This window comes from Flavobacteriales bacterium, assembly GCA_016713875.1.
In the GTDB taxonomy this organism is placed as follows: Bacteria; Bacteroidota; Bacteroidia; order Flavobacteriales_F; family PHOS-HE28; genus PHOS-HE28.
The window spans coordinates 2,045,226-2,068,848 of sequence record JADJOI010000003.1 but is presented as its reverse complement, the minus strand read 5'-3'; the positions used below and the strand labels follow the sequence as shown (position 1 = coordinate 2,068,848).

The window sequence follows — 23,623 nt, the reverse complement described above, 5'->3', positions numbered from 1 at the left end:
GGCCATGCCTGCGTAGATTTCGCCCATGGCCATCGCGCTCACCTTCCACGGGGCCGCCGGCACCGTCACCGGCAGCAAGCACCTGCTCGAGGTGCAGCATCGCGATGGCGCCGTGCATCGCGTGCTCCTCGACTGCGGCATGTTCCAAGGCGAGGCGGTGAGCCGCTCAAAGGGGGACCCCAACCGCCACTTCGGATTCGATCCCGGTGCGGTGGACGCCGTGGTGCTGAGCCACGCTCACATCGATCACAGCGGCCTGCTTCCACGCCTGGTGGCCGAGGGCTTCACCGGTCCCATCCACAGCACACCGGCCACGCGCGACCTCTGCGCCATCATGCTGGAGGACAGCGCACGCATCCAGGAGGCCGACCACGCGTACGACCTCAAGCGCGCCAAACGGCAGGGACGCACGCTCGACGAGCCGGGACCGCTGTACACGGCGGATGAGGTGCCCCCGGCCCTGCAGCGTTTCGAGGCCCACGACCTGAACAGTGCGTTCACCGTGGTGCCGGGCATCACCTGCACCTTTACTGAGGCGGGCCATATCCTTGGCAGTGCCGCGGTGCACCTCACCATCGACGACGGCGAACGGGTCCTGCGCCTCACCTTCACCGGTGATGTGGGCCGCTATGTCGACCGCCTGCTGCCCGAGCCCGCCCCGTTCCCGCAAGCGGATGTGATCCTGTGCGAGAGCACCTACGGTGACCGCGACCATCCCGGCATCGCGGAGGCCGAAGAGGAATTGTTGCGGCATGTGACCGAGGCATGCGTGGAGCGCCGCGGCAAGCTGCTCATCCCGGCTTTCAGCATCGGCAAGACGCAGGAGATCCTGTACACGCTCAACAGCCTCAGCAACCAGGGCCGTCTGCCCCGGATCCCGGTCTTCGTGGACAGCCCGCTGGCGATCAGCGCCACGGGGATCGTGCGCCAGCACAGCGCGTCCTTCCGACCGGAGGTGCGGGCCGAACTCGAGCACGATGCCGACCTGTTCAGCTTCCCCGGGGTGGAGTTCGTGCGCAACCCGGAGCGCAGCAAGCAGCTCAACGCCCGGCAGGAGCCCTGCATCGTCATCGCGGCCAGCGGCATGATGGAGGCCGGACGCATCCGCCACCATCTGCGCCACAGCCTGCCCAACCCGCGCAACACCGTGCTGGCCGTCGGCTTCTGCGCGCCCGGCACGCTGGGCCACGACATCCTCAGCGGTCACCAAGTGGTGCACATCTTCGGTGAGCCCGTGCCCGTAAAGGCCGCCGTCCTGCGCATGGAGTTCTACAGCGCGCATGCCGATCGTGGCGAGCTGGTGCGCTACCTCGGCTGCCAGGACCCCGCCCGCGTGCGCCAGCTCTTCCTGGTGCACGGCATCACCGTCAGCTTGAACGGCTTGCAGGAACGGCTCTCGGCCGCAGGGCATCACAACATCGCCATCCCGCAGAAAGGCCAGCGCTTCGTGCTCTGAATTAGCGGGTGCTCCGGCCCAGCACGATGCCTACCGTCGCGTACCAGGTCAGGTTGCGCGGATCATCGTACACGTCGTTCAGCCCGTCCGCGTCGAGCACCCTGCTCAGGCCCGCGCTCACGCCACCCTCCACGGTGACGAACCAGATGTCCAGGCCAACACCCGCGTCCAGATCGAAGGAACCGGCCGTCAGGTCGTTCCTGTTCCACGCGATGTCCTCATTGCTGTTGTCCACGCTCAAGAGCAGGTCATAGCTGGGGCCCAGGTTCAACCGCAGCTTGAAGCCGTCCTTGTGCACCAGGTTGAAGCCTACCAGCGCTTTGGCCTTCAACACCGTGCGCACCAGGTCGTTCTCCACCAGGAAGGTGTCGAGCAACATGGGCACCTGCATCTGCACCACGGTCGCCTGCCGGCCGATGTGCAGCCCCGGCTGGAAGTACAGGCGTCGACCCAGCCGAAGGTCGACCCCCGCCTGCCAACCCATGTTGCCCTGGAAATCGCCGTTGTCGGGATCGCCCTGCAGGGTCTGGGTCAACAGGCCCACCTGCGGGTTCACCTGCACCTGCGCATCCACGGTCCACGCGCCGAGCAGCATGGCGCAGGCCGTTGGAAGGAGCTTCCTGGGTCCCATAGGCGCGGTTCGCTGACGTGAAGTTACGCCCCTCGCTTACGCGTTCAGCCAGGCGGATACCGCCCGCCAGGTTCGGCTATGCCTCTTGTCGGGGAGCGCACGGGAGACGCCCACGGCCGCATTGATGACCTGCCTGGCGCTGCGAGCTGGAGAACTGGCGGCATGGGCTCCCATGCGCGGAACGGGCCGATCAAGCCTTGAACCGCAACGCCTCCTTCACCTGTGCCGGCAGGGGTGGCAGCTTGCGCCGCTCGAAGAGGAAGCTGCTCAGGTCCGCCACCTCGCTGAAGATGTAGTGGCTGTCCATGGCACCGCGCAGGTACGCCTTGCCCGTACTGCCGCCCGTGCCTACACGAAGGCCGATCATGCGGTGCACCATGTTGATGTGTCGGCCCCTCCACGCCGCCATGGCCTCGTCGATGTCGAGCAGCGCTTCCAGGAAGCGGAACGGCTGCTGGAAGATGGGCTCGTCGCGGTACAGCATGATGAAGAGGGCGCTGCGGCAGGCCTTCGGGCTCAGCTTCCGCTCCGCGGAGCCATCCACGAAGATCTTCCGCCACAACGCGGCGTTCGCCTCCTCACCCTGCACCAGGCTGGCATTGTAGATCCGTTCCAGCTGGTCGAAGAACCCGGCCTCGCCCTGGGGCCAGTACCGAGGCTCCAGGAAGGGCATGCGCTCGAGCCAGGCGTTCACCAGCTCCAGCAGGGTGGGCAGCTGCTCCAGCGCCTCGATCTCCGCCTTGTGCTCGGGCTTCAACTGGCTGGTGTAGTACTGCTTGCCGAAGCGGGCCTCCATCCGCAGACCCAACCGTGCCTCGAGCACCTTGAACTGCATGCTCTGGAAGCCGCTCGCCGGACGCAGCATGTCCCGGAAGTCCAGGAAATCCAGCGGCGTCATCGTCTCCATGATGTCCATCTGGTGCACCAGCACGTCCAGGATGGTCTTCACCCGCTGGAGGCGGTGCACCGCGATGTTCAGCTCACCGCCGTTGTCGTCCACGTGGCGGTCCGCGAACAGGCCGATCACACTGCCCACCTCGTGCAGCACCTGCTTGAACCACAGCTCGTAGGCCTGGTGGATCACGATGAAGAGCATCTCATCGTGCGCGTGCTGGCCGTGCTTGTCGCTCTCAAGCGCTTGTGCGCCGAGGATCTTGTCCAGCTGGAGGTAGTCGGGGTAGTAGACGTTGGACATGTACCGATGTGCCCCTGTGAGGATGTGCTCAAGTGCACACGGACCAGGGCGTGGCGAATGTAGGCGGCTCCTGTTGCGAGGGGCTAACTTTGGTCAGTCATGCGTGCTCCGTCCCTGTTGCTCGTGCTGTTCTGCCCCGCGATCCTGTCCGCACAGGAGGGCGCCACCCTCGTGCGTTCGGATGCGGAGGCCGGACAGGCGCTGTTCGAGCGGGGCTTCCGCAGGGACACCGCTGCCACCACCCCGGTCGAGGTGATGCCGGCCTTTCCCGGGGGCGAGGCGGAGCTGTACCGAATGGTCCAGCACGAGACCCGCTATCCGAAGGAAGCGCTCCGGGAGGGCATCACCGGCCGTGTGATGGTGCACTTCGTGGTGGAGAAAGACGGCCGGGTGGACAGCGTGTGGGTGCCCGGCAGCGTTCACCCCCAGCTCGATGCGGAGGCCATCCGCGTGGTGCGCAGCCTTCCACCGTGGACTCCGGCCACCATGGACGGCCGGCCGGTGCGGGTGCAGTTCCGGCTGCCCATCACCTTCAAGATGGACCCCGCCGTGGCGGAGAAGCGCAGGAAGAAGGCCGCCCGCCGACGCGGGTGAACCCGAACGGTCAGGCCACGCGCACCTTCAGCACATCGCCGTCCACCTCCACCGGGTAGGTCTTCAGCCCTTGCTGCGAAGGGCCCTTGGTCACCTGGCCGTTCATGTCGAAGGTGCTGCCGTGCCATCCGCACGCCAGCTTGTCGCCAGCGGGCTTCACCGGGCCGCCCTTGTGCGGGCAGCTCAGCACCAAGGCTTTGTAGCTGCCGTCCGTGCCCTTGCTGATGTACAGCTTGTCACCCAGTCCTTTCGCGCGCACCATGCCCACACCGTCGGACAGGCTGGACATCGGGATCGAGAGCACGCCGTTCTCCACGGCCAGGGCGGCCGAGGCGGAGGAGCCCGCAGCGGCGGTCTTGCCGGAGGAACAGCTTTCAAGGGAGGCCAGTGCGGGCACGGCGGCCAGTGCGGCGCAAGCTTTGCAGCCCGCGAGCAGGAAGTTGCGACGGTCCATGGAGGGTATGTTGGTCGAGCGGAAAGATAGACGCTCCCTTCGGAACAGCTGCGCCCGTCCTCTGGTTCACAAGCCTTAACAGACCACCGGGCTTTTCGGCATGGGAATGGCTTACCTTGCGTTCAAATCAGACCCCATTCCATGCGCATCCTCCTGAGCATCGCCGCCACCTTGGCCTTCATGGCCACGGCTGCCGCACAAAGCACCACCACCGACAAGGTGGTCACCGAGAAGGCCACCGCCGTGGCCCCGGACAGTCCGGAAAAGGCCACCGCCGTGGCACCTGCGACCACCATCGTCACCTCCGGGGAGACCAAGGCCCCGTCCTGCGCCGGTGGCGCGAAGACGGCCGGTGCGTCCTGCTGCGCCGGCAAGGCCGGAGCCAGCGCCGATGCCAAGGCCGCCTGCGCCGGTCATGATCATAAGGCCCATGGCGAGGCGCATGGTGAGCACGGTGCCCACGGCGATGCCAAGGCCGCTGGTTGCTCGGGGGCCGCCAAGGCCGGTTGCTGCGCCGGCAAGGCCGGTGCGAAGGCCGAGGCCACGCCCGCCCCGGAGCCCAAGTAAGTTCCGCCGCACAGCGTTCATGAAGCCCTCCGACCACGGTCGGGGGGCTTCGTGCGTTCAGCCCAGGAACACCACCTCCATCCGCTCCTCCGGGCCCAGCCGCAGGTCGCGCAGCCGCAGTTCCATCAACCAGCCCATCACCGGCGGGGCGTCCGCGCGCAGCTCCACCGGCGCATAGGTCCAGTTGCGGATGTTGCGGAACAGCGGATCGGGCCAGGTGGGATTGAACAGCACGCTGAAGCGGAACACCTGATGGTCCGCCACCAGCTCCCGGCCGCGGTCGTCGTAGGCCCGGGTGGTGACGATCAGGGCGGCCCGGTTCAGGCGCCGCTGCCAGTCGGGGTCCGCGGTGGCGAAGAAGGCCTGCCGCAGCGCGATGCGCGGGCGTTCCGTGGCGCTGAAGCGCGCTTCGGGATGCCCGGGGTCAAGGGTGATGTGCCGCGCGCCCATCGCGTTCAGAAGCGGACCCGCACCTGCACCTTCACGTCGCTGCGCGTGCTGCCCGCGATCTCCTGCAGGCCGGAACTGATGCGGTCGGTGTCCTGGAAGATGAAGGCCCCGTAGCGGAGCCACACGTCCACCCGGCGCAACGGGGTAAGGCGCAGCATGGCGTACCAGCGTATGCCGCGACCGTAGTAGGGCGGGATGCTGAACACGCCGATGAGGTCGTTCTCATAGGCGTAGAGCCGCGCATCGTAGCCGTCGGTGTCGAAGAGCGCGAAGCGCAATGACAGTTCCCACCAGCTGCGCAAGGGCCGATGCACCAGGTCCTGGTACACGATGAAGCCATGCTCCACCGGGCTGTCGCCGCGCTGCACGTCCACCACCTCCACCCGTGTGCGCAGGCTCACCGAGGGGCTCACTTTGTAGGTGGCGTTGACGCGCCACTGCGTCTGCCTGCGGCGCACCAGCGGATCGATCCCGTCCACCGGGGCGTCGCTGTTGTAGCCTTTCTGTTCGTGCCGGCCGCGCAGGTACACCTCCACCTGCTTGCTGGGCCGCCAGGTCACCTGGGCCAGCACATCGTGGCCGTCGCTGGGGCCGTTCACCTGGTAGCGCAACCACGGGAACCGGTATTGGTCGAAGTAGGCGTTGATGGTCCACCTGCGGTCCGGCCGGATCTCGAGACCGGTATACAGCCCCCGCTCGTTCCATGGGTTGCCGCCTTCGGCGAAGCCCACGCTGTTCAGCCCGTGGAAGTCGCGCTGGTAGTCGCGGTACAGCAGGGCCAGGGTCACACGGCGGTCCAGCGCCACCAGCGTACCGAGGTTCAGTGCCCATCCGGTGTTGCCGTCGGCCTGCGGCAGGCTGGCGGCCACCTCGCCGAAGAAGCTCGCGTTGCGGAACAGCCAGCTGAAGTCGCTGCCCACCGTGGTGTTCTCCTGCCCGTTGAACTCGAAGCGGTTGTAGGGCCGTAGCGTGCGGGTCAGCGGCACGTCGAAGCCCACGTGCGCTCCGGTGAGCCCCCAGCTGAAGGTGCGGCGGCGGTAGCGCAGGTGCCCCCCGTAGGCCTGCTCCAGGATCGCGTCCTTCTTCTCCAGTTCGTTGAAGGTGCGGTGGTAGCCGTCCTCCTGGAAGCTGCTGAAGCTCACCTGCGCATCGTCCACATCGCTGGTGTCCACCTCCTGCTGCACGTTGGCATCGAGCCCCTTACGGCTGTAGAACACCGTGAGGTCGAGGTTGCGGTGCAGCTCGACGGTGGCCGCCACGCCACGGTTGAAGAGGTTCTCGTTCACGCTGGTGTACGGGGCGAGCCCGGCCGCATTGCGCTTCACGTTGAGGCTGAAGGACGACTTGCTGGCGAAGGCGAGGCCCGTCCAGTAGGTGAGGCCCAGCCCGAACTGCGCCTGGTAGTCGCCCACGGCCAGCGCCTTCAGCCGCCCGAAGTGGCGCAGGAAGAGATGCGCGCTGTAGAAGTCGAAGCCCTGCCGCTGCGTGCCCCGGAAGAACTCCTCGCCCTCGTCCTTCTCGGCGGTGACGCCCACGCTGATGTTGTTGCGGTAGCGGAAGCGGTAGCGGGCGTAGAGCTTGTACGGGTCGCCCAGGTAGAGGCGGTTCTCGCGGCGCAGGCTGTCGCGTACCGCCTCGTCTCCCGTGTCCGGCAGGGCATCGCCATCGGGATCGGTGTAGCGGTCGCCGAACAGGCCGGTGCGGTCCATGCCTCCACGCCGCGCCTCCACGTTCACGATGGTGCGCAGCATCACCTCGTGCTCGCCGTTGCGCAGGATCTCCTTCAGCCCGGCCCGCGAACGCAACGGGTCCTCGCGCACTGTGATGAAGGGCCGCACGAGGGCCAGCGTTCGCGCATCCCATGCATCGATCGTCTGCACCTCGTACAGGCTCAGCAGCTTGCCGTTCTTCCGGATGTGCGCGAACAGGGCGCCGATCTGCACGTCGGTGAGCAGCGCCAGGCTGTTGAGCTCCTCGCTGTCCGTGTGGTTGAGGTCGATGGGGTCGCGGTAGCGGTCCGTGAGCACATCGAACAGGTTGGTGAGGTCCAGGTCGCTGTCGTCCCCCAGTTGTTCGGTGGCGGCCTCGATGCGCTGCTCGATAAGGTCGCGCGGCACCCCCTGGTCCTCCTGTGCCGCGCAGGTCGTCGCGAGGGTGATCAGCACCACCGGAACGGCCGCGCGCCTCATGGGAACCGGTAGCTGAGGCCCAGTTGCGGGGTGGGACCGAGCACGCTGCGGAAGGCCACCGCCAGGTCCAGGTCGAAGCCCTTCAGCCGCACGCCCACTCCGAAATGCCCCTGCGTGGGGCCCGTGCTGACGCCCGTGCGCAGGAACAGCGCGTTCACCGGGTGGTACTCGATCCCGGCGTGGAAGCGCTCGGCCTCGTCGATGTCCTTCACCACCTCGCCGGTCACGATCAGCTTGTCGCTGAAGGTGTAGCCCAGGCCCGCCTTCAGCACCGTGGGCACACGCTCGTCGTAGGGGCCGCCGAGCTCGGCGCGCGACGGGTTGTAGAGGTGCGCACCGGCCCACAGCCGCTCGGTGAGCCGCGCCTGCACGCCCACCTCGCCGGTGACCATGCTGCGGCTGCCGTAGCCTTCGCCAAGGCGTACGCTGAGGTAGTCCAGCTGCACGCCGATCCGCAGCCCTTCGCCGAAGCGCATGGCGTAGGCCACGCCCACCTTCATCTCGCGGTACAGGTCGTACCCCAGCGTGTTGGCGTTCACCGCGATGGTGCCCTTGCCCAGCGGCAGGGCCACGGCCAGGGCCTGATGGTCCAGCGCTTCGCTCAGCCAGTGCCGCTGCATGAACACGCCCACCGCAGGCCGTGTCAATCCCGCCAGCCCGGCCTGGTTGTGCTGCACGCTCCACAGGTCGATCAGCGTGAGGCCTGCCTGGCCCATGCCCGTGATGCGCGCGCCCACCGGCAGGTTGTCGCCGCCCGCGTGCACGGAGCAAGCGAGGACCAGGGCGAGGGCGGACAGCGCGTGACGCATTGCGCCGAATGTATGCGGAAAGGCGATGGCCGCCTCCATGCCCGGCCCCGCCCGGTTGCCTACCTTCGCATCCCTTCCGCCGCGCCCACCGCATGCCCGAGCCTGCCACCGCCGCACGCGTCCGCCTGCACGACAAGGAGTTCGTGCCCTATATCCCGGCGGCCGACCTGCATGCCGCCATCGACCGCGTGGCCGCCGAACTTCAGGAGCGCTACGCCGGCAAGCGCCCCCTCTTCCTCGGGGTGCTCAACGGCGCCTTCTTCTTCGCCGCCGAGCTCATGAAGCGCCTGGAGATGGAGTGCGAGATCACCTTCATCAAGGTGGCCAGCTACCACGGCACCAGCAGTACCGGCACCGTCACCCAGCTTATCGGCCTCAGCGAACGGATGGACGGCCGCCATGTGGTGGTGGTGGAGGACATCGTGGACACCGGCGGCACCATCGCCCACATCATGGACGCGCTCTCCGGGCTTCACCCGGCCAGCGTGAGCGTGGCGGCGCTGCTCTTCAAGCCCGAGGCCTACACGCGCCGCTGGCCCATCGAGCATGTGGCCCTGCGCATCCCCAACGCCTTCGTGGTGGGCTCCGGCCTCGACCACGACGGGCTCGGCCGCAACCTGCCAGGCATCTGGCGCATCACCGATCACACCCCATGAGCAAGCTCAACCTCGTGCTCTTCGGCCCCCCCGGCGCCGGCAAAGGAACCCAGAGCACCTTCCTCATCGACCGATACAAGCTGGTGCACCTCAGCACCGGCGACCTGCTCCGCGCCGAGATCAAGGCCGAGAGCGAGCTCGGCCTGCAGGCCAAGGAGCTCATGGACCGCGGCGAACTGGTGGCCGATCACATCGTCATCGGCATGATCCGCAACGCGATGGAGGCGAACCTCGACGCGCACGGCTTCATCTTCGACGGCTTCCCCCGCACCAAGGCCCAGGCCGTCGCCCTCGACGAGATGCTCGCCTCCAAGAACGAGCCCATCACCCGCATGCTCGCCCTGGAAGTGCCCGAGGCCGAGCTCGTGCAGCGCCTCCTGGGCCGCGGCGCCACCAGCGGACGCAGCGACGACCGCGACGAGAGCGTCATCCGCAACCGCATCCGCGAGTACGAGCAGAAGACCGCCCCCCTCAAGGACCACTACGCCGCACAAGGCAAGTTCACCGCCATCGATGGCGTGGGCTCCGTGGCCGACATCACCGCGCGGCTGGTGAAGGCCATCGGATAGGAACGGAAGCTTTTGGCACATGAGCACATGGTCGCATGTGCACACGTGACCATGTGCTCATGTGCACATGGCGTCTCCCATCGTGCTCCGTTCACGATCACACGCTGCGGCCTACTCCTTCACAAAGCGCACCGAGCCGATGGCCTCCGGGGTGCGCAGCTCCAGCAGGTAGGTGCCGGTGGCCAGGTCGCCCACGTCCAGCAGGGCCGGTGCGTTCACCCGCTGGGTGCGCAACAGCCGACCGCTGAGGTCCAGCAGGCGCACGGTGGCCGCACCGGTGAGGCCGGCGATCAAGAGCCGGTCGCGTGTGGGGTTGGGCACCACCGTGAAGACGGCCCCCTTCGGCTGATGCACGCCGGTGCTGACGTCCACGCGGAAGATGGCGGGCGGGGTGACGATGGGCGTGTTGAAGTCGAAGACGATGTGGGCGATGTTGTCCACCTGTTCGCCGTGGGTGAGCTGCGTGGAGGGGCGCATGCGGAAGCGCACGAAGCCATGGCTGGCGGGCTCGTTGCTGCCGCTGTCGGGCAGCAGGATGGGGTCGAACAGGAAGTGGAGCACGCCGTCGATCATATACCACTGGCAGGGATGGCTGCTGGCCAGGAGCTCGAAGCTGTTCCACTGCAGGTCGTCGCTGAGGGTGTCCAGGATCAGTACGCGCTCGGCGGGGTAGGTGCCGGTGTTCTGGAAACGGATGGTGTAGGTGAGGATGACGGCGTCAGCCTGCACCTCGGCGGGGGTGGCGGCGGCGATGTCCAGTAGCTTGTCGTTGGGGTCGTAGGCGCCCACCACGGTGTCGGTCCACAACGTCGTGTTGTCGGCAGGCACCGTGTCACCGGCCACCGGATCGATCACCGCGGTGTGCAGCACGGGGGTGCCCAGAGGCACGGCGGCGTCGGTGTGCAGGGTGATGGTCACCTGGCCGCTGGCGCCCAAGGGGAGCGTGCCGAGGTCCCAGGTGGCGCTGTTGCCTACCAGGGTGGTGGGTGCGGGGCTGCTGGATACGAAGCTCTGGTCGGCGTCCACGGACAGCTGCAGGGTGGCGGGCAGGGCGGTGGTGCCGTAGTTGCGGTAGCTGAGGTGCAGCGTGTTGTCGAAACCCGGGCGCGGTGGCGGGGCGAAGGCGTCCACCTGCAGGTCGTTCACCCCGGGCAGCAGGGTATGGGCGAAGTGGTTGGTGCTGTCCACCTCGCCCAGCGCGGTGAAGGTGGCGCTGTGCTGGGCTGGGGCTGAACTGAAGAGGTAGGGGTAGGTGCTGTTGGGTTCAATGGTGTAGGTGCCGGGCTGTGCGCCGCGCTCCCACCAGCCGTCGGCGCCGGCGGGCACCAGGGCGTTCATGGGTTGGATGAGCACGCGGCCCCAGGGAAAGGCGGGCTCGCCGGCGTCCAGTTGGCCGTTGCCATTGTCGTCCACCGCGTGGCGACCCGCGATGGCGGCGCCGATGCCCGGGCAATCGGTATTGAGGATGGAGCAGTAGACCGTATCCCCGGGATAGTTCCACAGATGCTGCCAACTACTGAGACGGTGACAAAGAAGCGGTCGATCGGCACGATCTGTGGATCGAGCTTGACATGAAGCGAACAGATGCGCGAAGCCTCAGCGATGAGGCGCTGAACGAACGATTGCGGCAGGCGGTGCGCTGCCGCTTGCAAGGTTGCGGGCTGAAAGAGTCTTCCGCGCTGTGCAGCCTTGGGCTGACGGCGGCCAATGATGCTTGGCAACGCTATCAGCGCGGGGATGGAGAGCCGTTGAGGTATGCCGCAGCGGGCGGCCGCAAGGCGCGGCATGATCCTGACGCAAGAGCAGCAGAAGCAGACACTTCGGCGATCGCTGACAAGATGCCCGACAATTGAAGTGCCCTATGCGCTGTGGTCACGCAAGGCCATCGCGCTGTTGATCAAAGAACGCTTCGGCGTAGTGCTGCCCGAACGCACGATGACCGACTACTTGAGCCGTTGGGCTTCAGCGCACAGAAGCCGATGCGCCGCGCAGCAGAACAGCGGCCCGAACTGGTGCGCAAGTGGCGTGAAGAGGTCTATCCGGCGATCAAGCGCAGGGCCGAATTGGAGGGCGCGGACATCCATTGGGGGATGAGACCGGCCTGCGCAATGATGATGTGCGTGGACGGAGCTTCGCCAAGCGTGGCAAGACGCCGGTGGTGCGTGTGCTGAACAAGCGCTTCGGCCGTTCGATCATCTCCACCATCACCAATCGCGGCCAGATGCGGTGGATGGTCTTCAAGGGCGCCCTTGATGCGGAGATCTTCCAGGATTTCCTCGCACGTTTGATCAAAGGGCAAAGCGCAAGGTGTTCCTCATCCTGGACAACCTGCCGGTGCATCATGCCAAAGTCCTGCGCCCATGGCTGGAAAAGCACAAGGAGCGCATCGAACTGTTCTTCATGCCGGGCTACTCACCCGAACTCAACCCCGTGGAGGTGGCCAATGCCGACCTGAAGAAGAACGTGACCAGCGCTCCGCCGCCGCGCACCGAGGAGCAACTCGTTGAGAACATCTTGGCCCATTACCGAAGCGTGTCCAAGAAGCCCAAGCACATCAAAAGCTACTTCGGTCACCCCGATGTTCGATATGCCGCATGAAACCGGATCTTCACCACCGGCTCAGTAAGCTGCTGCAAGGCTGCCGGACGGTTGGGAATACAAAGCTCGTTCTGACCGATGATCTGGATCCGCTCCAACGCATCCGGGAACAAGGGTATGCACACGTCATTGAACACATCCCACCGAAGGTCCGTCAAGGTCGTCGGCCAGGCGGGGATCACGCCCCAGAACGTGCCCTCCAGATGGATGTCGGTGACCGCCATGGGCCAGCTCAACACCATCTTCACACCATCGAGGAACTCGAACCTGTTGGCCGACATATTGGCCAGGTCCGCGGCGATCACGGAGGGGAATCCCTCGATGGCCAACGTGCCACAGGACCAACCCGGGAAGCTGATGACCAACGTATCCATATTAACCTCCGGCTCGGTCAGCTTCAGGTCCTCCACGTAGCCGGAAAAGCTGCCTGAAGCGAACGAGTGCAGGTTCCAGATCGTGATCGAACCGATCGTATCCGTGATCGACCCGAAGGTGACGTCAAGCGCTACGGATGGGAAGCTGCTGATCGCGATCCTGGCCATAGGCTGGTCCATATCGGGCAGAAGGATCACACCATGTTCCATTCCGAACTGAATGGTCAGGTCCGACAGCACGGGGGGCAATTCGGGCAGGTTGATCCGGGTCCATCCCGGGATCTGATCGATGTGCCGAACGGCCAGTACCTCCAGGTAGTCCAGGTATTGCACGCCGGTGAGGTCGATCCAGGTACTGTCGGTGGTGAAGTTGCTGGCGTACCAGTTCAACGTATCGCACCCCGCGATCCCCGCATGGGTGGTGTCCATGATGCCGTTGGCGTCCACGATGCCGGGGATGCTCTGGTTCAGCCAGCCGCGCACCAGCGTGTCGGGGATGAAGACCTGGGCGCGTGCGGGGGCGGCCACCAGCAGCAGCATGAAGGAGGCGATGCGGAGGAGAAGGTGGAAGCGCATGGCGTGGTGGGGTTGGTGAGGAACCAGAGCGTGAAGGGCGGGGTACCCAAGCTGATGACGAGCCACCCCGCGAAGGGCTGCCTGAGTGGGGGAGTAGAGTGATGAGCGGATCGTGTGCAGTACGTGCACCGGCCCCCAAAGGCGAAGCGCCCAGAGTCGTTCGGCTTCTCTCCGTGGCCCGAAGCCCCGTCTGCCGCATACCCCGTCATCCGAGGGTCCAACCCTGTGCGCTTCGAGGGGGAAGGTAGGTGCCAATGGATCCGAAGACAGTTCGTTCATGTGCTCCGGCTGTGAGTAGCTTTCAGATCGCTCTTTGACAGAAGACCTACACAGCGCGCCACCTGGGAGCAGATCCGGCACGACTGCTGTGAGTAGCTTTCAGATCGCTCTTTGACCGAAGACCTACACAGCCCGCCTCGGTCCTTGTTCACGCGTAGGACCGCTGTGAGTAGCTTTCAGATCGCTCTTTGACCGAAGACCTACACAGCGCACCATGCAAGTAGACACCACCACCGGACGCTGTGAGTAGCTTTCAGATCGCTCTTTGACCGAAGACCTACACAGCAAGAGAGCGGTATAGCCCTCGTCGGTTCCCGCTGTGAGTAGCTTTCAGATCGCTCTTTGACCGAAGACCTACACAGCGTTCACGCCCTTCTTTCGCGGCAAGCCCTGGCTGTGAGTAGCTTTCAGATCGCTCTTTGACCGAAGACCTACACAGCGGCGGAAGGTGAAGGACGAACGCCCGCGCGGCTGTGAGTAGCTTTCAGATCGCTCTTTGACCGAAGACCTACACAGCGTCTTCATGTGTGGTTGTGTGGGTTTACTTGCTGTGAGTAGCTTTCAGATCGCTCTTTGACCGAAGACCTACACAGCAAGTACGGCGGGCTTGTAACGCAGCAGTTCGCTGTGAGTAGCTTTCAGATCGCTCTTTGACCGAAGACCTACACAGCGGGTGGATGACAGCGGCCTGCTGCCGGAGTGCTGTGAGTAGCTTTCAGATCGCTCTTTGACCGAAGACCTACACAGCGTTGCTCGCACTATTGTGGTTGACATCCTAGCTGTGAGTAGCTTTCAGATCGCTCTTTGACCGAAGACCTACACAGCAGCTGCTCGTTGGCGATGGCTGCAACCTGCGCTGTGAGTAGCTTTCAGATCGCTCTTTGACCGAAGACCTACACAGCCACCCCATCCCCGGCCCGGACACGCGGGCAGCTGTGAGTAGCTTTCAGATCGCTCTTTGACCGAAGACCTACACAGCGGACTGCCAACGCCCGCTTCGGGTGGGACTGCTGTGAGTAGCTTTCAGATCGCTCTTTGACCGAAGACCTACACAGCTGCAGAACGCCGCTGACCCGGCCGCACACTGCTGTGAGTAGCTTTCAGATCGCTCTTTGACCGAAGACCTACACAGCAGAGCGATGAGTACGAGCCTCCCTTCGCAAGCTGTGAGTAGCTTTCAGATCGCTCTTTGACCGAAGACCTACACAGCGGGCCGCTTGCGGACCCTGGCTCTTGCATAGCTGTGAGTAGCTTTCAGATCGCTCTTTGACCGAAGACCTACACAGCCACAGTTATTCGTGTAGCATCATGAAAACAGCTGTGAGTAGCTTTCAGATCGCTCTTTGACCGAAGACCTACACAGCTGTCGGCGTTCAATGCGTACACCACCACGCGCTGTGAGTAGCTTTCAGATCGCTCTTTGACCGAAGACCTACACAGCCCGACCAGGACGTGGCCACCTACTACCGCAGCTGTGAGTAGCTTTCAGATCGCTCTTTGACCGAAGACCTACACAGCCCAGCATCGGCATCACCAGCAGTGACTTCAGCTGTGAGTAGCTTTCAGATCGCTCTTTGACCGAAGACCTACACAGCACCCACACGCTCGGTGATCTCACCGTGTCGGCTGTGAGTAGCTTTCAGATCGCTCTTTGACCGAAGACCTACACAGCGGCACCGGGAGTATCAGCGCCACCTCATCTGCTGTGAGTAGCTTTCAGATCGCTCTTTGACCGAAGACCTACACAGCTGCTGCACCTGCAGGACTTCGGCATGCCGAGCTGTGAGTAGCTTTCAGATCGCTCTTTGACCGAAGACCTACACAGCAAGCGCCCACCGTGAGCTGCGACGTGGAGCGCTGTGAGTAGCTTTCAGATCGCTCTTTGACCGAAGACCTACACAGCTGACAAGCGGAAGAGCGGCTACCGGTAACGGCTGTGAGTAGCTTTCAGATCGCTCTTTGACCGAAGACCTACACAGCTGCTCAGTTGTGCTTCAGGGCTTTGGAGAAGCTGTGAGTAGCTTTCAGATCGCTCTTTGACCGAAGACCTACACAGCCGCGTTGCAGTCGGTCCATTTCGTGACTGTGCTGTGAGTAGCTTTCAGATCGCTCTTTGACCGAAGACCTACACAGCCGCGTGTTGTTGTAATGTGACGGCTGCGAAGCTGTGAGTAGCTTTCAGATCGCTCTTTGACCGAAGACCTACACAGCACCCAGGCTGGGCGGCCATCATCGACCGCTGCTGTGAGTAGCTTTCAGATCGCTCTTTGACCGAAGACCTACACAGCTGCTTCGTCGTTATGCGAGGGCCAAGGCGCGCTGTGAGTAGCTTTCAGATCGCTCTTTGACCGAAGACCTACACAGCATTAGGTCCGTCAACGAACAACAAACACCTGCTGTGAGTAGCTTTCAGATCGCTCTTTGACCGAAGACCTACACAGCAGCATGGCGGGTGGAAGTGGTGGAACACCTGCTGTGAGTAGCTTTCAGATCGCTCTTTGACCGAAGACCTACACAGCAGCCTCCGGCGCGACTACTGAATCAGAAATGCTGTGAGTAGCTTTCAGATCGCTCTTTGACCGAAGACCTACACAGCTTCTCGTCGGAGAATGGATCCGCGCTGATGCTGTGAGTAGCTTTCAGATCGCTCTTTGACCGAAGACCTACACAGCAGAGCGACATCCCCGCCTCGTACCGGATGTGCTGTGAGTAGCTTTCAGATCGCTCTTTGACCGAAGACCTACACAGCTCGCTCTAGGCGTTGGGCGTTAGCCGTCCAGCTGTGAGTAGCTTTCAGATCGCTCTTTGACCGAAGACCTACACAGCAACAGCGAAGCACAGGACCGGAGTTCCAGCGCTGTGAGTAGCTTTCAGATCGCTCTTTGACCGAAGACCTACACAGCACCACCACCCCCGGCCCGAACACGCGGGCAGCTGTGAGTAGCTTTCAGATCGCTCTTTGACCGAAGACCTACACAGCACCAGGCCGTAGAGGACCGCCGCGAGATCCGCTGTGAGTAGCTTTCAGATCGCTCTTTGACCGAAGACCTACACAGCTTCGTGTTGGCCTCCAGCCGGAGGGCTTCGCTGTGAGTAGCTTTCAGATCGCTCTTTGACCGAAGACCTACACAGCACCTACGGTTCAAGGTGTGGACGGCCATGGGCTGTGAGTAGCTTTCAGATCGCTCTTTGACCGAAGACCTACACAGCCACGATCGAGTATTACCACACGTGGGCCCTGCTGTGAGTAGCTTTCAGATCGCTCTTTGACCGAAGACCTACACAGCCCGGAGGCCGCAGGTTCGAGTCCTGCCCGCGCTGTGAGTAGCTTTCAGATCGCTCTTTGACCGAAGACCTACACAGCAGTCGCGATCGACGCTGCGATGCAAATCCCGCTGTGAGTAGCTTTCAGATCGCTCTTTGACCGAAGACCTACACAGCGCTACGAGGCGATCATCCCGATGCAGATCAGCTGTGAGTAGCTTTCAGATCGCTCTTTGACCGAAGACCTACACAGCATCGCGCCGGAGCGGCCGCGGCCACCAGTGGCTGTGAGTAGCTTTCAGATCGCTCTTTGACCGAAGACCTACACAGCGCACCTTCGCGATGAAGTCACAATGCCGGCTGTGAGTAGCTTTCAGATCGCTCTTTGACCGAAGACCTACACAGCCTCGATCAGCGGGCGCTGTGAGTAGCTTTCAGATCGCTCTTTGACCGAACACCTACCCAGCACAGGTCCATCCAGTTGTGTGGGTACACCGCTGTGAGTAGCTTTCAGATCGCTCTTTGACCGAAGACCTACACAGCCGGGCCCCGTGGAGTAGCCCTTGCCTGGAAGCCCCGCTTGCGACGCTGTGAGTAGCTCGCTCTTTGACCGAAGACCTACACAGCCGCTGGACCGGCCAGCAACGACGCGCTGTGAGTAGCTTTCAGATCGCTCTTTGACCGAAGACCTACACAGCAGAGTGTGCCGTAATCGGCTGATAAACAAGGGGAAGAGCAAGGTTGGTCAGGAGAGAAAAAGTGAAGGGCACCCAAGGCATCTGGCCTGAGGTGCCCTCGCTTTTTCCTGTAGCTAGAAGAGTTCAAGTTGCTGCGGCGTGTCTGGTCGGTCGGCCAATCTGCGGCCCCTGAAGAACTCCATCATGCCGAACTGCTTATCCGTTAGGGTGAAGACGATGACCTCCCCGGCTGGTGGCAATAGGTTCTTCACCCGCCGCATATGCACCTCGGCATTCTCTCGGCTGTTGCAGTGCCGGGTATAGATGCTGTACTGCATCATGGTGAAGCCGTCCGCTTGAATGTTCTTGCGGAAGCGAGCGTAGTTCTTCCGGTCCTTCTTCGTTTCGGTGGGGAGATCGAAGAAGACGAAGACCCACATGATGCGGTAGGCGTTTAGGCGTTCATGGGCCCGCATCGGGCAGTGTGGGTAGCATAAGGCGCTTCTCCTGCTCCTGGAAACAACGTGCCAGGCTGGCGGTGGTGCGTTGCACGGCCACCATCAAGGGGCTTCTTTCGCCGTCCATCATCACATCCAATGTGGGCACCTTAAGTAGATGACCTTTAAGATCCGTGGACAGGACACTCAGGTCGCGGCCGCCTTCACGTACCAATGCTGCTACAAGCGCGTCCACGGACGGGCGGTAGGGTTCCATCATATCATCAGCAAGGCAATATGCGTTGTAGCGGTTGTGATGGTGGATCCCCAATGTCGGTAGCAGCCCGCTGGCGACCAAGCTTCGTCCGACCACCGCGCGCAGGATCGCATAGCCGTAGTTGAGCAGGTTGTTCGGTGGCTTGCCTTCGCGGTGGCGGAAGAAGTCGAGGCCTTCAGGAAATATCCGCTTCCAGTACACGGCTGCGGCCTGTGCTTCATTATTGTCCGGGTCGCCGCTGCGCACCTCGCGTGCAAGGGCCAATAGGCCTTCGGCCGGGGTTCCTTGCTGCCGCAGTACGGCGGCCTGGTTGCGGATCTTGGCCTGGATCACCTGCATCCATAAGTTCTTGCGCAAGGGTAGGCTGCTATCCAACTGGTGCCTGAATATCTCCTGTTGCACATGGTGGCCGTGCAGGTTCAGTTGCAGGCTCAACGGCATGTGGTCCTGCCCGCAGGTGATCACGGCCACGTTGGCTTCGCTCAGGGCGCACAGCGCACCGTGGGTGATGGTGATCTGCTGGTGGTCCAGCACCACCACGCCGATGTCCTCAACGGGAATGGTGCGCTCCTTCTCCCGCTTCGGGTCCAGCGCTTCCGGCTGTCGGATGGCGAGTTGCGCCTGCCGCAAACCGAGGTAGGCCGGGTTGCCGAAGTAGAGCGTTTTCTTGATCATGCCTTGCCGTTCAACAGGCTGGGGCCGATGATGCGGCCAAGGCGATCGACCACAAGCGGTATACAGGCCTTCGTGATGTCAACTTGTGTACTATCGAGAGTACGTGTGTGTCCTTCCTTCCCCTCGTAGAACTCGCCTATTCCGGGCTTCTTCAATTTCGCTAACTGTTTCTTGTACTCCTTTATCTCTTCCTCAGTGCCTGTGACCTTCATGGTTCCTTCGCTGAGGTTCTTTGCGATCGCTTTGTGGTCATCAGCCTTCACCGTCATTTCGTCTGTGAAGTAGTGGGGTTGGAACTGGAGTTGGTCTTGGGGGTTGCTGAAGCGATAGATCCAGTCCGCTTGTTGCCGGCGGTCTAGTTGTACAAATGCATTCCAGGACAACTCAGGTGGTAGTACCGCAACCATCTGTTTGAGCCGTAGGAAGTAACCAGCCTCAGTTGGCGGCAATGGCACCGTGGTACCACCGTTGACCCTAGAAGTGGCTGCCGTAAATAAGTTGATGCGTGTGTCTGTTCGTTTCTTTTGGCCACCCATTTCACCTAGCAACACGCCGTAACTCTTCTTCTTCATTACAGTTAGTCGTTCGTTGTAGCTGTTCTTTCGGGCGAGCAGGGCACGACTTGCATTATCGTCGAGCAGGCTGTCGTACACCCGTACCTTCAATGTCCAAGGGAGTTTCTGGTCGCTGCGGTGCTCATTGAATTCCCGCAGGTTCTCCTCGTCGAACGCCTCTTCTGGGGTCATGTCTTTCCTCTCCAGCCAGGCATGCACCTGCTTGCGCATGGCGCTGTCCACGATCATGTTGTTTCGGATGTCGGTCTTGCTCAGCTTCATCAGCGGTTTGCGTGCCACCACCCAGCGTTCCTTGTACACCACGTCATCCAGTTTCTGCGCCTTGCCTTTCTTGGGTTTACCCAGCGCGCTCCTGGACTGCTCAACGTTCCATTGGTTGTCTTCGAGCAGGGTGAGCAGGGCCTCACGCTCAGCTTTGGCGGGCATGCGCGCAAGAAGCTGAGATCGGATGGCTTCGGGGTCCAGACCTTTCAGCAGGCTGAGCACATCATAGGCGGGCTTGTGCACATGCCGCCAGATCCAGCCGTCCGGTTGCAGGTGCAGTTCGTCCAGCACGGCCACATGCCTGGGCTGCGACTTCCACCGCTGTTTTCCCTCCTTGCCCGGCCGGTGATCGGCCACGCGGTATTTGGCGGTCTTCTTCACCACGGGGTCACCGGGCACCTTGATGCTGGTGATGATCCCTGCGAAGGCTTCCTGGGCTTCCTTCCAGAAGCCATCCCATGGGGCCTTCATGCGGTTCTTCTCCTTTTTGCGCTCGATCAGGTCGGTGCGCAAGCGTTGGTACTCCGCTGGGTCGTCGTCGCGTAGTCGGTTAAGGGTGTTCAGCCACTTGATGTGCTGCGGTCGCGTGCAGGCCACCACCAGCGCATCGAGCGAGTGGTTCCGGTGGTCGATGCGTTTGCTCCAGCCACTGATGATCTTGCGCCCATTCTCTTCGTGGATAAGTTTTAGTGGCGCGCCAAGCCGCTGGTGGAGGATCTTCTCCAGCCGCTCGAAGCGCCACAGGTTGGCTTCGCGCAGGATGGCATCCAGGTCCCATTCGCCGCGCAAATGCCCGGTGATGCCCCCGCTGGTGCTGCGCACGTTGGCGCTGCCCACCAGGTTGCCCAGTTGCTCCACCGTACCGCGCACGATGTACTGGGTTTGCTTCATCTGGCGCTCGATGTGGCCGTCCTCGATCTTCTCTGCGAGAAGTCGGGCACGTTTGCCTTTGTCTTTGATCTCCTCGGCGTCGGTTTTGAATTGATCGAGCGTGCTCCGGTTGTACTGTGAATGGCGACCGAACCAAACCAGTGGCAGGTCGTTGTCCTTGTCCTTGTTCAATAGCGCCAGGCAAAGCACCTTGTTCGCGTAGCTGTCGTCGAATCGGCGGCTTTTCGGAACGATGTGGTCGATCTCGTACTTGGGTCCGAAGAGTTCCTTGCAATGGATGGTCTCTCGGCTGTATATGCACTTCTTGCCTTGGTCAAGCCATAGGTTGTAGCGCTCGATCTCACCCAGCCGTGCTTCGCGGCCCAGGAGTTCACGGACCTGTTCACGCGCCTTGTCGTTCTTCTCGCGATTCCCTTTGCTGCGGTCGTGCAGCTTCTGCCGCTCCTTGGCGCTGTTCTTCAGGTCGCGCGCGAATTCCACCACCACTTCATCGAACTTCCATTCCGGGTTCTTGCTTGCATCCTGCTGCGCTTTCCATAGGTCGCGTGCCACGAGCAGGGCTTCGTTGATCACGCCTTCCACCACGGGCTGGCGCAGTTTGCCGCGTTCGAGCAACTTCACGTCCGCAGGTGTCTTCCACACGCGCTCTTTCTCCGGTGGCGTGTGGCTGCCATACACGAGTTCGAGGGCATCCGGCGCCATCAAACCGCCGAAGTCCGCAACGCTTGCCAGGTCCTTGAACTTCTCGCGGGTGCGGGCTTCGATGGTATCGTCTTCCTTCTTGGCAATGATCTTCTCGATCCGTTCGCGCACTTCCGGTTGGATGTCCTCCACCCGGAAGTATTTGCCCCGGCGCATGAGCGGCACCACCTTCGCCAGCGCGCGCTGGCTGTAGGCGGCATAGCCTTTCTCGAAGTGCTCTTTGCAGAGTGCGGCAATGAAGTCGGAGCTCAGCAGATCATCGGCTGCCGCATTCTTGTCTCTGACCAATGTCGCGTTGCGCCCGGTGAGCACCTTCAGTTTTCCCTTTCCGGTTTCGGCGGTATGGAGCAGGTGCCAGAGTTGACAGTAGAGTGCATGGTCAGTGTTGTTCTCGTAAGGGTTGGCCAGTACGCGCGCCAATGCCTTGTCCGCCTTGGTGCTGGCTTGTTTCGCGGCCGGTCTTAACGTGGTCAGCGTGCGGTCCGTGTCCACGTCTTCCATGCTCAACTCGTAGCGCTCCGGGTCAAGCTCGAAGACTTTTTTCAGCACGTCCTTCGGTTCGGCCTTCTTCTGCTTCGCGAGGAATTCGAACAGATCCACGCGGTGCTGCTCGGTCATGTCCACCTTCTGCTGCCCGATGCTCTTCACGCCCATGTTGTTCACCTGCTGCCATAGGCGATACTCCTGGTACAGCGGATGGCTCTTGGGCGCGGGACGATGCTTGCGTTGCTTGCCATCGCCAAGGTCAACGGGTGTTTCCTTCGGACAGAACAGTTGCCGTTGCGGCTTCTTCAGTGGCCGCTGGTAGTAGATCACCTCATCGCGGATGATGTGCAGCAGGCCCTTCTTCACCAACTCAGCCTGTTTGATGGTGTTCTTCGGGTAGAGCCGTTTGGCGATCGTCTCCAGTTTGTCCGCCGGGCAGTCGTTCATCCATCTGGCCCAGCCTGGTGCGGTCGCCTGGTATTCCCAGATGGCTTTGAACTCCTGCTTGTAGCGCTCGCGCTTGTAGCGCTTTTCTTCCAAGCGAGGTGCGTAACGGTCTTGTCCCTGTTTCGACAGCACCGCGTACAGCTTCTCGCCGATCAGTTGGCCGCTGTCAGTCAATTCCTTTTCGTTCGCATCTAGCGTCTTCGCCCATTTCGTCTGGCCCGATAGCCGCAGTTCAATGGAGCCATCCTCCTTCGCGATGGTCTGGAAGTCCATGGTCTTGTCTTTCCACCACTTGCACTTCATCACGGTCCAGAACCGCTCGGTACGGCCTTCCACCTTCACTTCCCAGATGTATCGGTCGTTCTTGCTCTTCTTGCCCTTGGATCGGAAGACCTCCTCGGTCGCGGTGGTGTCCAGGATCTTCAGGTTGGCGATGGGGTGCTCGTGTGCCTTGGCCAGTTCCTTCTCCTTCTTCGCCTCTTCCTCGTTCAGCAGCCCTATGTCCTGGTAGCCGCGCCATTGGTTCAAGAGGTAGAGCACGCGGCCGAGTTCCTTGCCGTTCGTGTAGGGTCGCTTGCGGCCGTTGGCGCGCAATTCGTACACGCGCATGGCGGTGTGCTCTCGCTTCGCTTCCCCTTTCTCCCGTTCGCGGTAGTCTTCATTCCGTTTTAAGGGCAGAATGCTCACCTGTGGTGTGCCCGGCTTGCGCTCTGTGATGCTGTAGCCGATGTCGTCCGGCATCCAGCCCAGCGCATCGAGCACCAGCACCAGCTTGTCGCGGCGCATCTTGTATCGTTGGTTGTTGCGGCGGGCGCTGCGGTACATGCGCCGCTGCTGTGCCTGACTCAGTCCCTTGCCTTGCCTGAAGGCATCGCGTGAAGACTTGTCCATGGGAATGACACGCACGCCCATGTCGATGATGCGGCCGGTGCCGTTGGCCTCATCGCGTTCCACCAATGCCCAACCGATGGTGTTAACACCAAGGTCCAGGCCGAGGCTTATTTTTTTCTGCTCCATAGTTGCTAAGATGCGATATATTCGCATCGATCTGAAGCTACTCACAATAAGGGTAATCCCGTTGTGACATTAGCATAAGACCCTAGTGTCAGTTCATCAGGCCCACCCCATAAAGGTGGGCTTGGTGTTTCACAGAGGCTGCCGCATCGTCGGTCCTGAGTTGTGCGTGATCGGGGCATCCGCACATTCATCCGTCCACCCTTGCCACCGGCCTAACCGCTGTCCCGGCAGGCTCGGTGGCGCCGCCCTTCCGGTGCTGCTTGTTGCGGTGTACCGGCTTTTTAACGATGACCGCCCTATCTTCGGCGGCCTAGAGGCGCTCACAGCGATTCCGGAAGAATCGGCCGCAAGGTGGTTCGACGTACGGGCGAGGTGGGCGCTTCGCCGTTGGTGCCGCTGGGCGCCGTGCCCCTTGGTCAACCGGCTGACCTGAACCCCTATCACAACGCCCACCCTGGGAAGGGCTGCCTCTGGTCCTCCCCATCACCTTCCTCCGCCGTTGCCGACCTTTGCG

At 62.4% G+C, this 23,623-nt stretch carries 16 protein-coding genes, 1 pseudogene and 1 CRISPR repeat array; of the genes and pseudogenes, 6 read left to right on the top strand and 11 right to left on the bottom strand.

Annotated elements, in window-relative coordinates:
* Nucleotides 1-25: 25 nt before the first annotated feature.
* Nucleotides 26-1,456 carry an MBL fold metallo-hydrolase gene (locus IPJ87_10435; protein MBK7942270.1) on the top strand — a complete coding sequence of 477 codons (1,431 nt, stop codon included), beginning with the start codon at nucleotides 26-28 and terminating at the stop codon, nucleotides 1,454-1,456.
* 1 nt (nucleotide 1,457) lies between these two features.
* Here IPJ87_10435 and IPJ87_10430 read toward each other — a convergent pair whose 3' ends face one another.
* Both IPJ87_10430 and IPJ87_10425 read right to left on the bottom strand, forming a co-directional pair.
* Complete coding sequence (locus IPJ87_10430; GenBank protein MBK7942269.1) at nucleotides 1,458-2,051, bottom strand: hypothetical protein; 594 nt, start codon at nucleotides 2,049-2,051, stop codon at nucleotides 1,458-1,460.
* Nucleotides 2,052-2,277: 226 nt separating this feature from the next.
* Nucleotides 2,278-3,282, bottom strand: coding sequence for a tryptophan 2,3-dioxygenase (locus tag IPJ87_10425; protein MBK7942268.1), 1,005 nt, complete (start codon nucleotides 3,280-3,282; stop codon nucleotides 2,278-2,280).
* Between the two features lie 99 nt (nucleotides 3,283-3,381).
* On the opposite strand from IPJ87_10425, the gene IPJ87_10420 reads away from it, so the two are divergent.
* On the top strand, nucleotides 3,382-3,876 hold the full coding sequence (locus IPJ87_10420; GenBank protein ID MBK7942267.1) for an energy transducer TonB: 495 nt from the start codon (nucleotides 3,382-3,384) through the stop codon (nucleotides 3,874-3,876).
* A gap of 10 nt (nucleotides 3,877-3,886) precedes the next feature.
* On the opposite strand, the gene IPJ87_10415 is transcribed toward IPJ87_10420, so the two are convergent.
* On the bottom strand, nucleotides 3,887-4,330 hold the full coding sequence (locus IPJ87_10415) for a Rieske (2Fe-2S) protein (protein MBK7942266.1): 444 nt from the start codon (nucleotides 4,328-4,330) through the stop codon (nucleotides 3,887-3,889).
* 141 nt (nucleotides 4,331-4,471) lie between these two features.
* Here IPJ87_10415 and IPJ87_10410 point away from each other — a divergent pair, with 141 nt between their 5' ends.
* The gene (locus tag IPJ87_10410) at nucleotides 4,472-4,897 is read left to right on the top strand and encodes a hypothetical protein (protein MBK7942265.1); all 426 of its coding nucleotides are present in this window, start codon (nucleotides 4,472-4,474) and stop codon (nucleotides 4,895-4,897) included.
* A gap of 57 nt (nucleotides 4,898-4,954) precedes the next feature.
* Here the strand turns inward: IPJ87_10410 and IPJ87_10405 are convergent, their stop codons facing one another.
* Genes IPJ87_10405 through IPJ87_10395 form a run of 3 tightly spaced genes read right to left on the bottom strand, consistent with a single transcriptional unit; the run spans nucleotide 4,955 to nucleotide 8,345 of the window.
* Nucleotides 4,955-5,347 carry a hypothetical protein gene (locus IPJ87_10405; GenBank protein ID MBK7942264.1) on the bottom strand — a complete coding sequence of 131 codons (393 nt, stop codon included), beginning with the start codon at nucleotides 5,345-5,347 and terminating at the stop codon, nucleotides 4,955-4,957.
* Between the two features lie 5 nt (nucleotides 5,348-5,352).
* Nucleotides 5,353-7,536, bottom strand: coding sequence for a hypothetical protein (locus IPJ87_10400; GenBank protein ID MBK7942263.1), 2,184 nt, complete (start codon nucleotides 7,534-7,536; stop codon nucleotides 5,353-5,355).
* Entirely contained in the window at nucleotides 7,533-8,345 is an 813-nt protein-coding gene (locus IPJ87_10395; protein MBK7942262.1) for a hypothetical protein, read from the bottom strand. Before IPJ87_10395 ends, IPJ87_10400 begins: the two co-directional genes overlap by 4 nt.
* Before the next feature lie 92 nt (nucleotides 8,346-8,437).
* On the opposite strand from IPJ87_10395, the gene IPJ87_10390 reads away from it, so the two are divergent.
* Both IPJ87_10390 and IPJ87_10385 read left to right on the top strand, forming a co-directional pair.
* Complete coding sequence (locus IPJ87_10390) at nucleotides 8,438-9,001, top strand: hypoxanthine phosphoribosyltransferase (protein ID MBK7942261.1); 564 nt, start codon at nucleotides 8,438-8,440, stop codon at nucleotides 8,999-9,001.
* Nucleotides 8,998-9,570 (top strand): adenylate kinase, encoded by a 573-nt coding sequence (locus tag IPJ87_10385; protein MBK7942260.1) that lies wholly within the window; start codon nucleotides 8,998-9,000, stop codon nucleotides 9,568-9,570. The genes IPJ87_10390 and IPJ87_10385 overlap by 4 nt, the downstream gene beginning before the upstream one ends.
* A 111-nt stretch (nucleotides 9,571-9,681) precedes the next feature.
* Here IPJ87_10385 and IPJ87_10380 read toward each other — a convergent pair whose 3' ends face one another.
* Nucleotides 9,682-10,983 carry a T9SS type A sorting domain-containing protein gene (locus IPJ87_10380; protein MBK7942259.1) on the bottom strand — a complete coding sequence of 434 codons (1,302 nt, stop codon included), beginning with the start codon at nucleotides 10,981-10,983 and terminating at the stop codon, nucleotides 9,682-9,684.
* A 158-nt stretch (nucleotides 10,984-11,141) separates the two neighbouring features.
* Between IPJ87_10380 and IPJ87_10375 the strand changes: the two are divergent.
* Nucleotides 11,142-12,168, top strand: a pseudogene (locus tag IPJ87_10375) (IS630 family transposase).
* Here the strand turns inward: IPJ87_10375 and IPJ87_10370 are convergent.
* The 4 genes from IPJ87_10370 to IPJ87_10355 form a co-directional block, all read right to left on the bottom strand.
* Nucleotides 12,141-13,118, bottom strand: a complete 978-nt coding sequence (locus tag IPJ87_10370) for a hypothetical protein (GenBank protein ID MBK7942258.1) — start codon at nucleotides 13,116-13,118, stop codon at nucleotides 12,141-12,143. The pseudogene IPJ87_10375 and the gene IPJ87_10370 overlap by 28 nt on opposite strands.
* A gap of 287 nt (nucleotides 13,119-13,405) precedes the next feature.
* Nucleotides 13,406-15,685: direct repeats of the CRISPR family, unit length 47 nt; unit sequence GCTGTGAGTAGCTTTCAGATCGCTCTTTGACCGAAGACCTACACAGC.
* A gap of 1,787 nt (nucleotides 15,686-17,472) precedes the next feature.
* A complete protein-coding gene (gene cas2 / locus IPJ87_10365; GenBank protein ID MBK7942257.1) occupies nucleotides 17,473-17,814 on the bottom strand; it encodes a CRISPR-associated endonuclease Cas2 in 342 nt (113 codons plus the stop codon).
* Complete coding sequence (cas1, locus tag IPJ87_10360; protein ID MBK7942256.1) at nucleotides 17,801-18,727, bottom strand: type II CRISPR-associated endonuclease Cas1; 927 nt, start codon at nucleotides 18,725-18,727, stop codon at nucleotides 17,801-17,803. The genes cas2 and cas1 overlap by 14 nt, the downstream gene beginning before the upstream one ends.
* The gene (locus IPJ87_10355; protein MBK7942255.1) at nucleotides 18,724-23,109 is read right to left on the bottom strand and encodes a hypothetical protein; all 4,386 of its coding nucleotides are present in this window, start codon (nucleotides 23,107-23,109) and stop codon (nucleotides 18,724-18,726) included. Before IPJ87_10355 ends, cas1 begins: the two co-directional genes overlap by 4 nt.
* Between the last annotated feature and the right edge of the window lie 514 nt (nucleotides 23,110-23,623).

Excerpts from the sequence above, each read along its gene's own strand:
- IPJ87_10435 (MBK7942270.1), top strand. The coding sequence starts at position 26 with ATGGCCATCGCGCTCACCTTCCACGGGGCCGCCGGCACCGTCACCGGC.
- IPJ87_10430 (MBK7942269.1), bottom strand. The coding sequence starts at position 2,051 with ATGCTGCTCGGCGCGTGGACCGTGGATGCGCAGGTGCAGGTGAACCCG.
- IPJ87_10425 (MBK7942268.1), bottom strand. The coding sequence starts at position 3,282 with ATGTCCAACGTCTACTACCCCGACTACCTCCAGCTGGACAAGATCCTC.
- IPJ87_10420 (MBK7942267.1), top strand. The coding sequence starts at position 3,382 with ATGCGTGCTCCGTCCCTGTTGCTCGTGCTGTTCTGCCCCGCGATCCTG.
- IPJ87_10415 (MBK7942266.1), bottom strand. The coding sequence starts at position 4,330 with ATGGACCGTCGCAACTTCCTGCTCGCGGGCTGCAAAGCTTGCGCCGCA.
- IPJ87_10410 (MBK7942265.1), top strand. The coding sequence starts at position 4,472 with ATGCGCATCCTCCTGAGCATCGCCGCCACCTTGGCCTTCATGGCCACG.
- IPJ87_10405 (MBK7942264.1), bottom strand. The coding sequence starts at position 5,347 with ATGGGCGCGCGGCACATCACCCTTGACCCCGGGCATCCCGAAGCGCGC.
- IPJ87_10400 (MBK7942263.1), bottom strand. The coding sequence starts at position 7,536 with ATGAGGCGCGCGGCCGTTCCGGTGGTGCTGATCACCCTCGCGACGACC.
- IPJ87_10395 (MBK7942262.1), bottom strand. The coding sequence starts at position 8,345 with ATGCGTCACGCGCTGTCCGCCCTCGCCCTGGTCCTCGCTTGCTCCGTG.
- IPJ87_10390 (MBK7942261.1), top strand. The coding sequence starts at position 8,438 with ATGCCCGAGCCTGCCACCGCCGCACGCGTCCGCCTGCACGACAAGGAG.
- IPJ87_10385 (MBK7942260.1), top strand. The coding sequence starts at position 8,998 with ATGAGCAAGCTCAACCTCGTGCTCTTCGGCCCCCCCGGCGCCGGCAAA.
- IPJ87_10370 (MBK7942258.1), bottom strand. The coding sequence starts at position 13,118 with ATGCGCTTCCACCTTCTCCTCCGCATCGCCTCCTTCATGCTGCTGCTG.
- cas2 (MBK7942257.1), bottom strand. The coding sequence starts at position 17,814 with ATGCGGGCCCATGAACGCCTAAACGCCTACCGCATCATGTGGGTCTTC.
- cas1 (MBK7942256.1), bottom strand. The coding sequence starts at position 18,727 with ATGATCAAGAAAACGCTCTACTTCGGCAACCCGGCCTACCTCGGTTTG.
- IPJ87_10355 (MBK7942255.1), bottom strand. The coding sequence starts at position 23,109 with ATGGAGCAGAAAAAAATAAGCCTCGGCCTGGACCTTGGTGTTAACACC.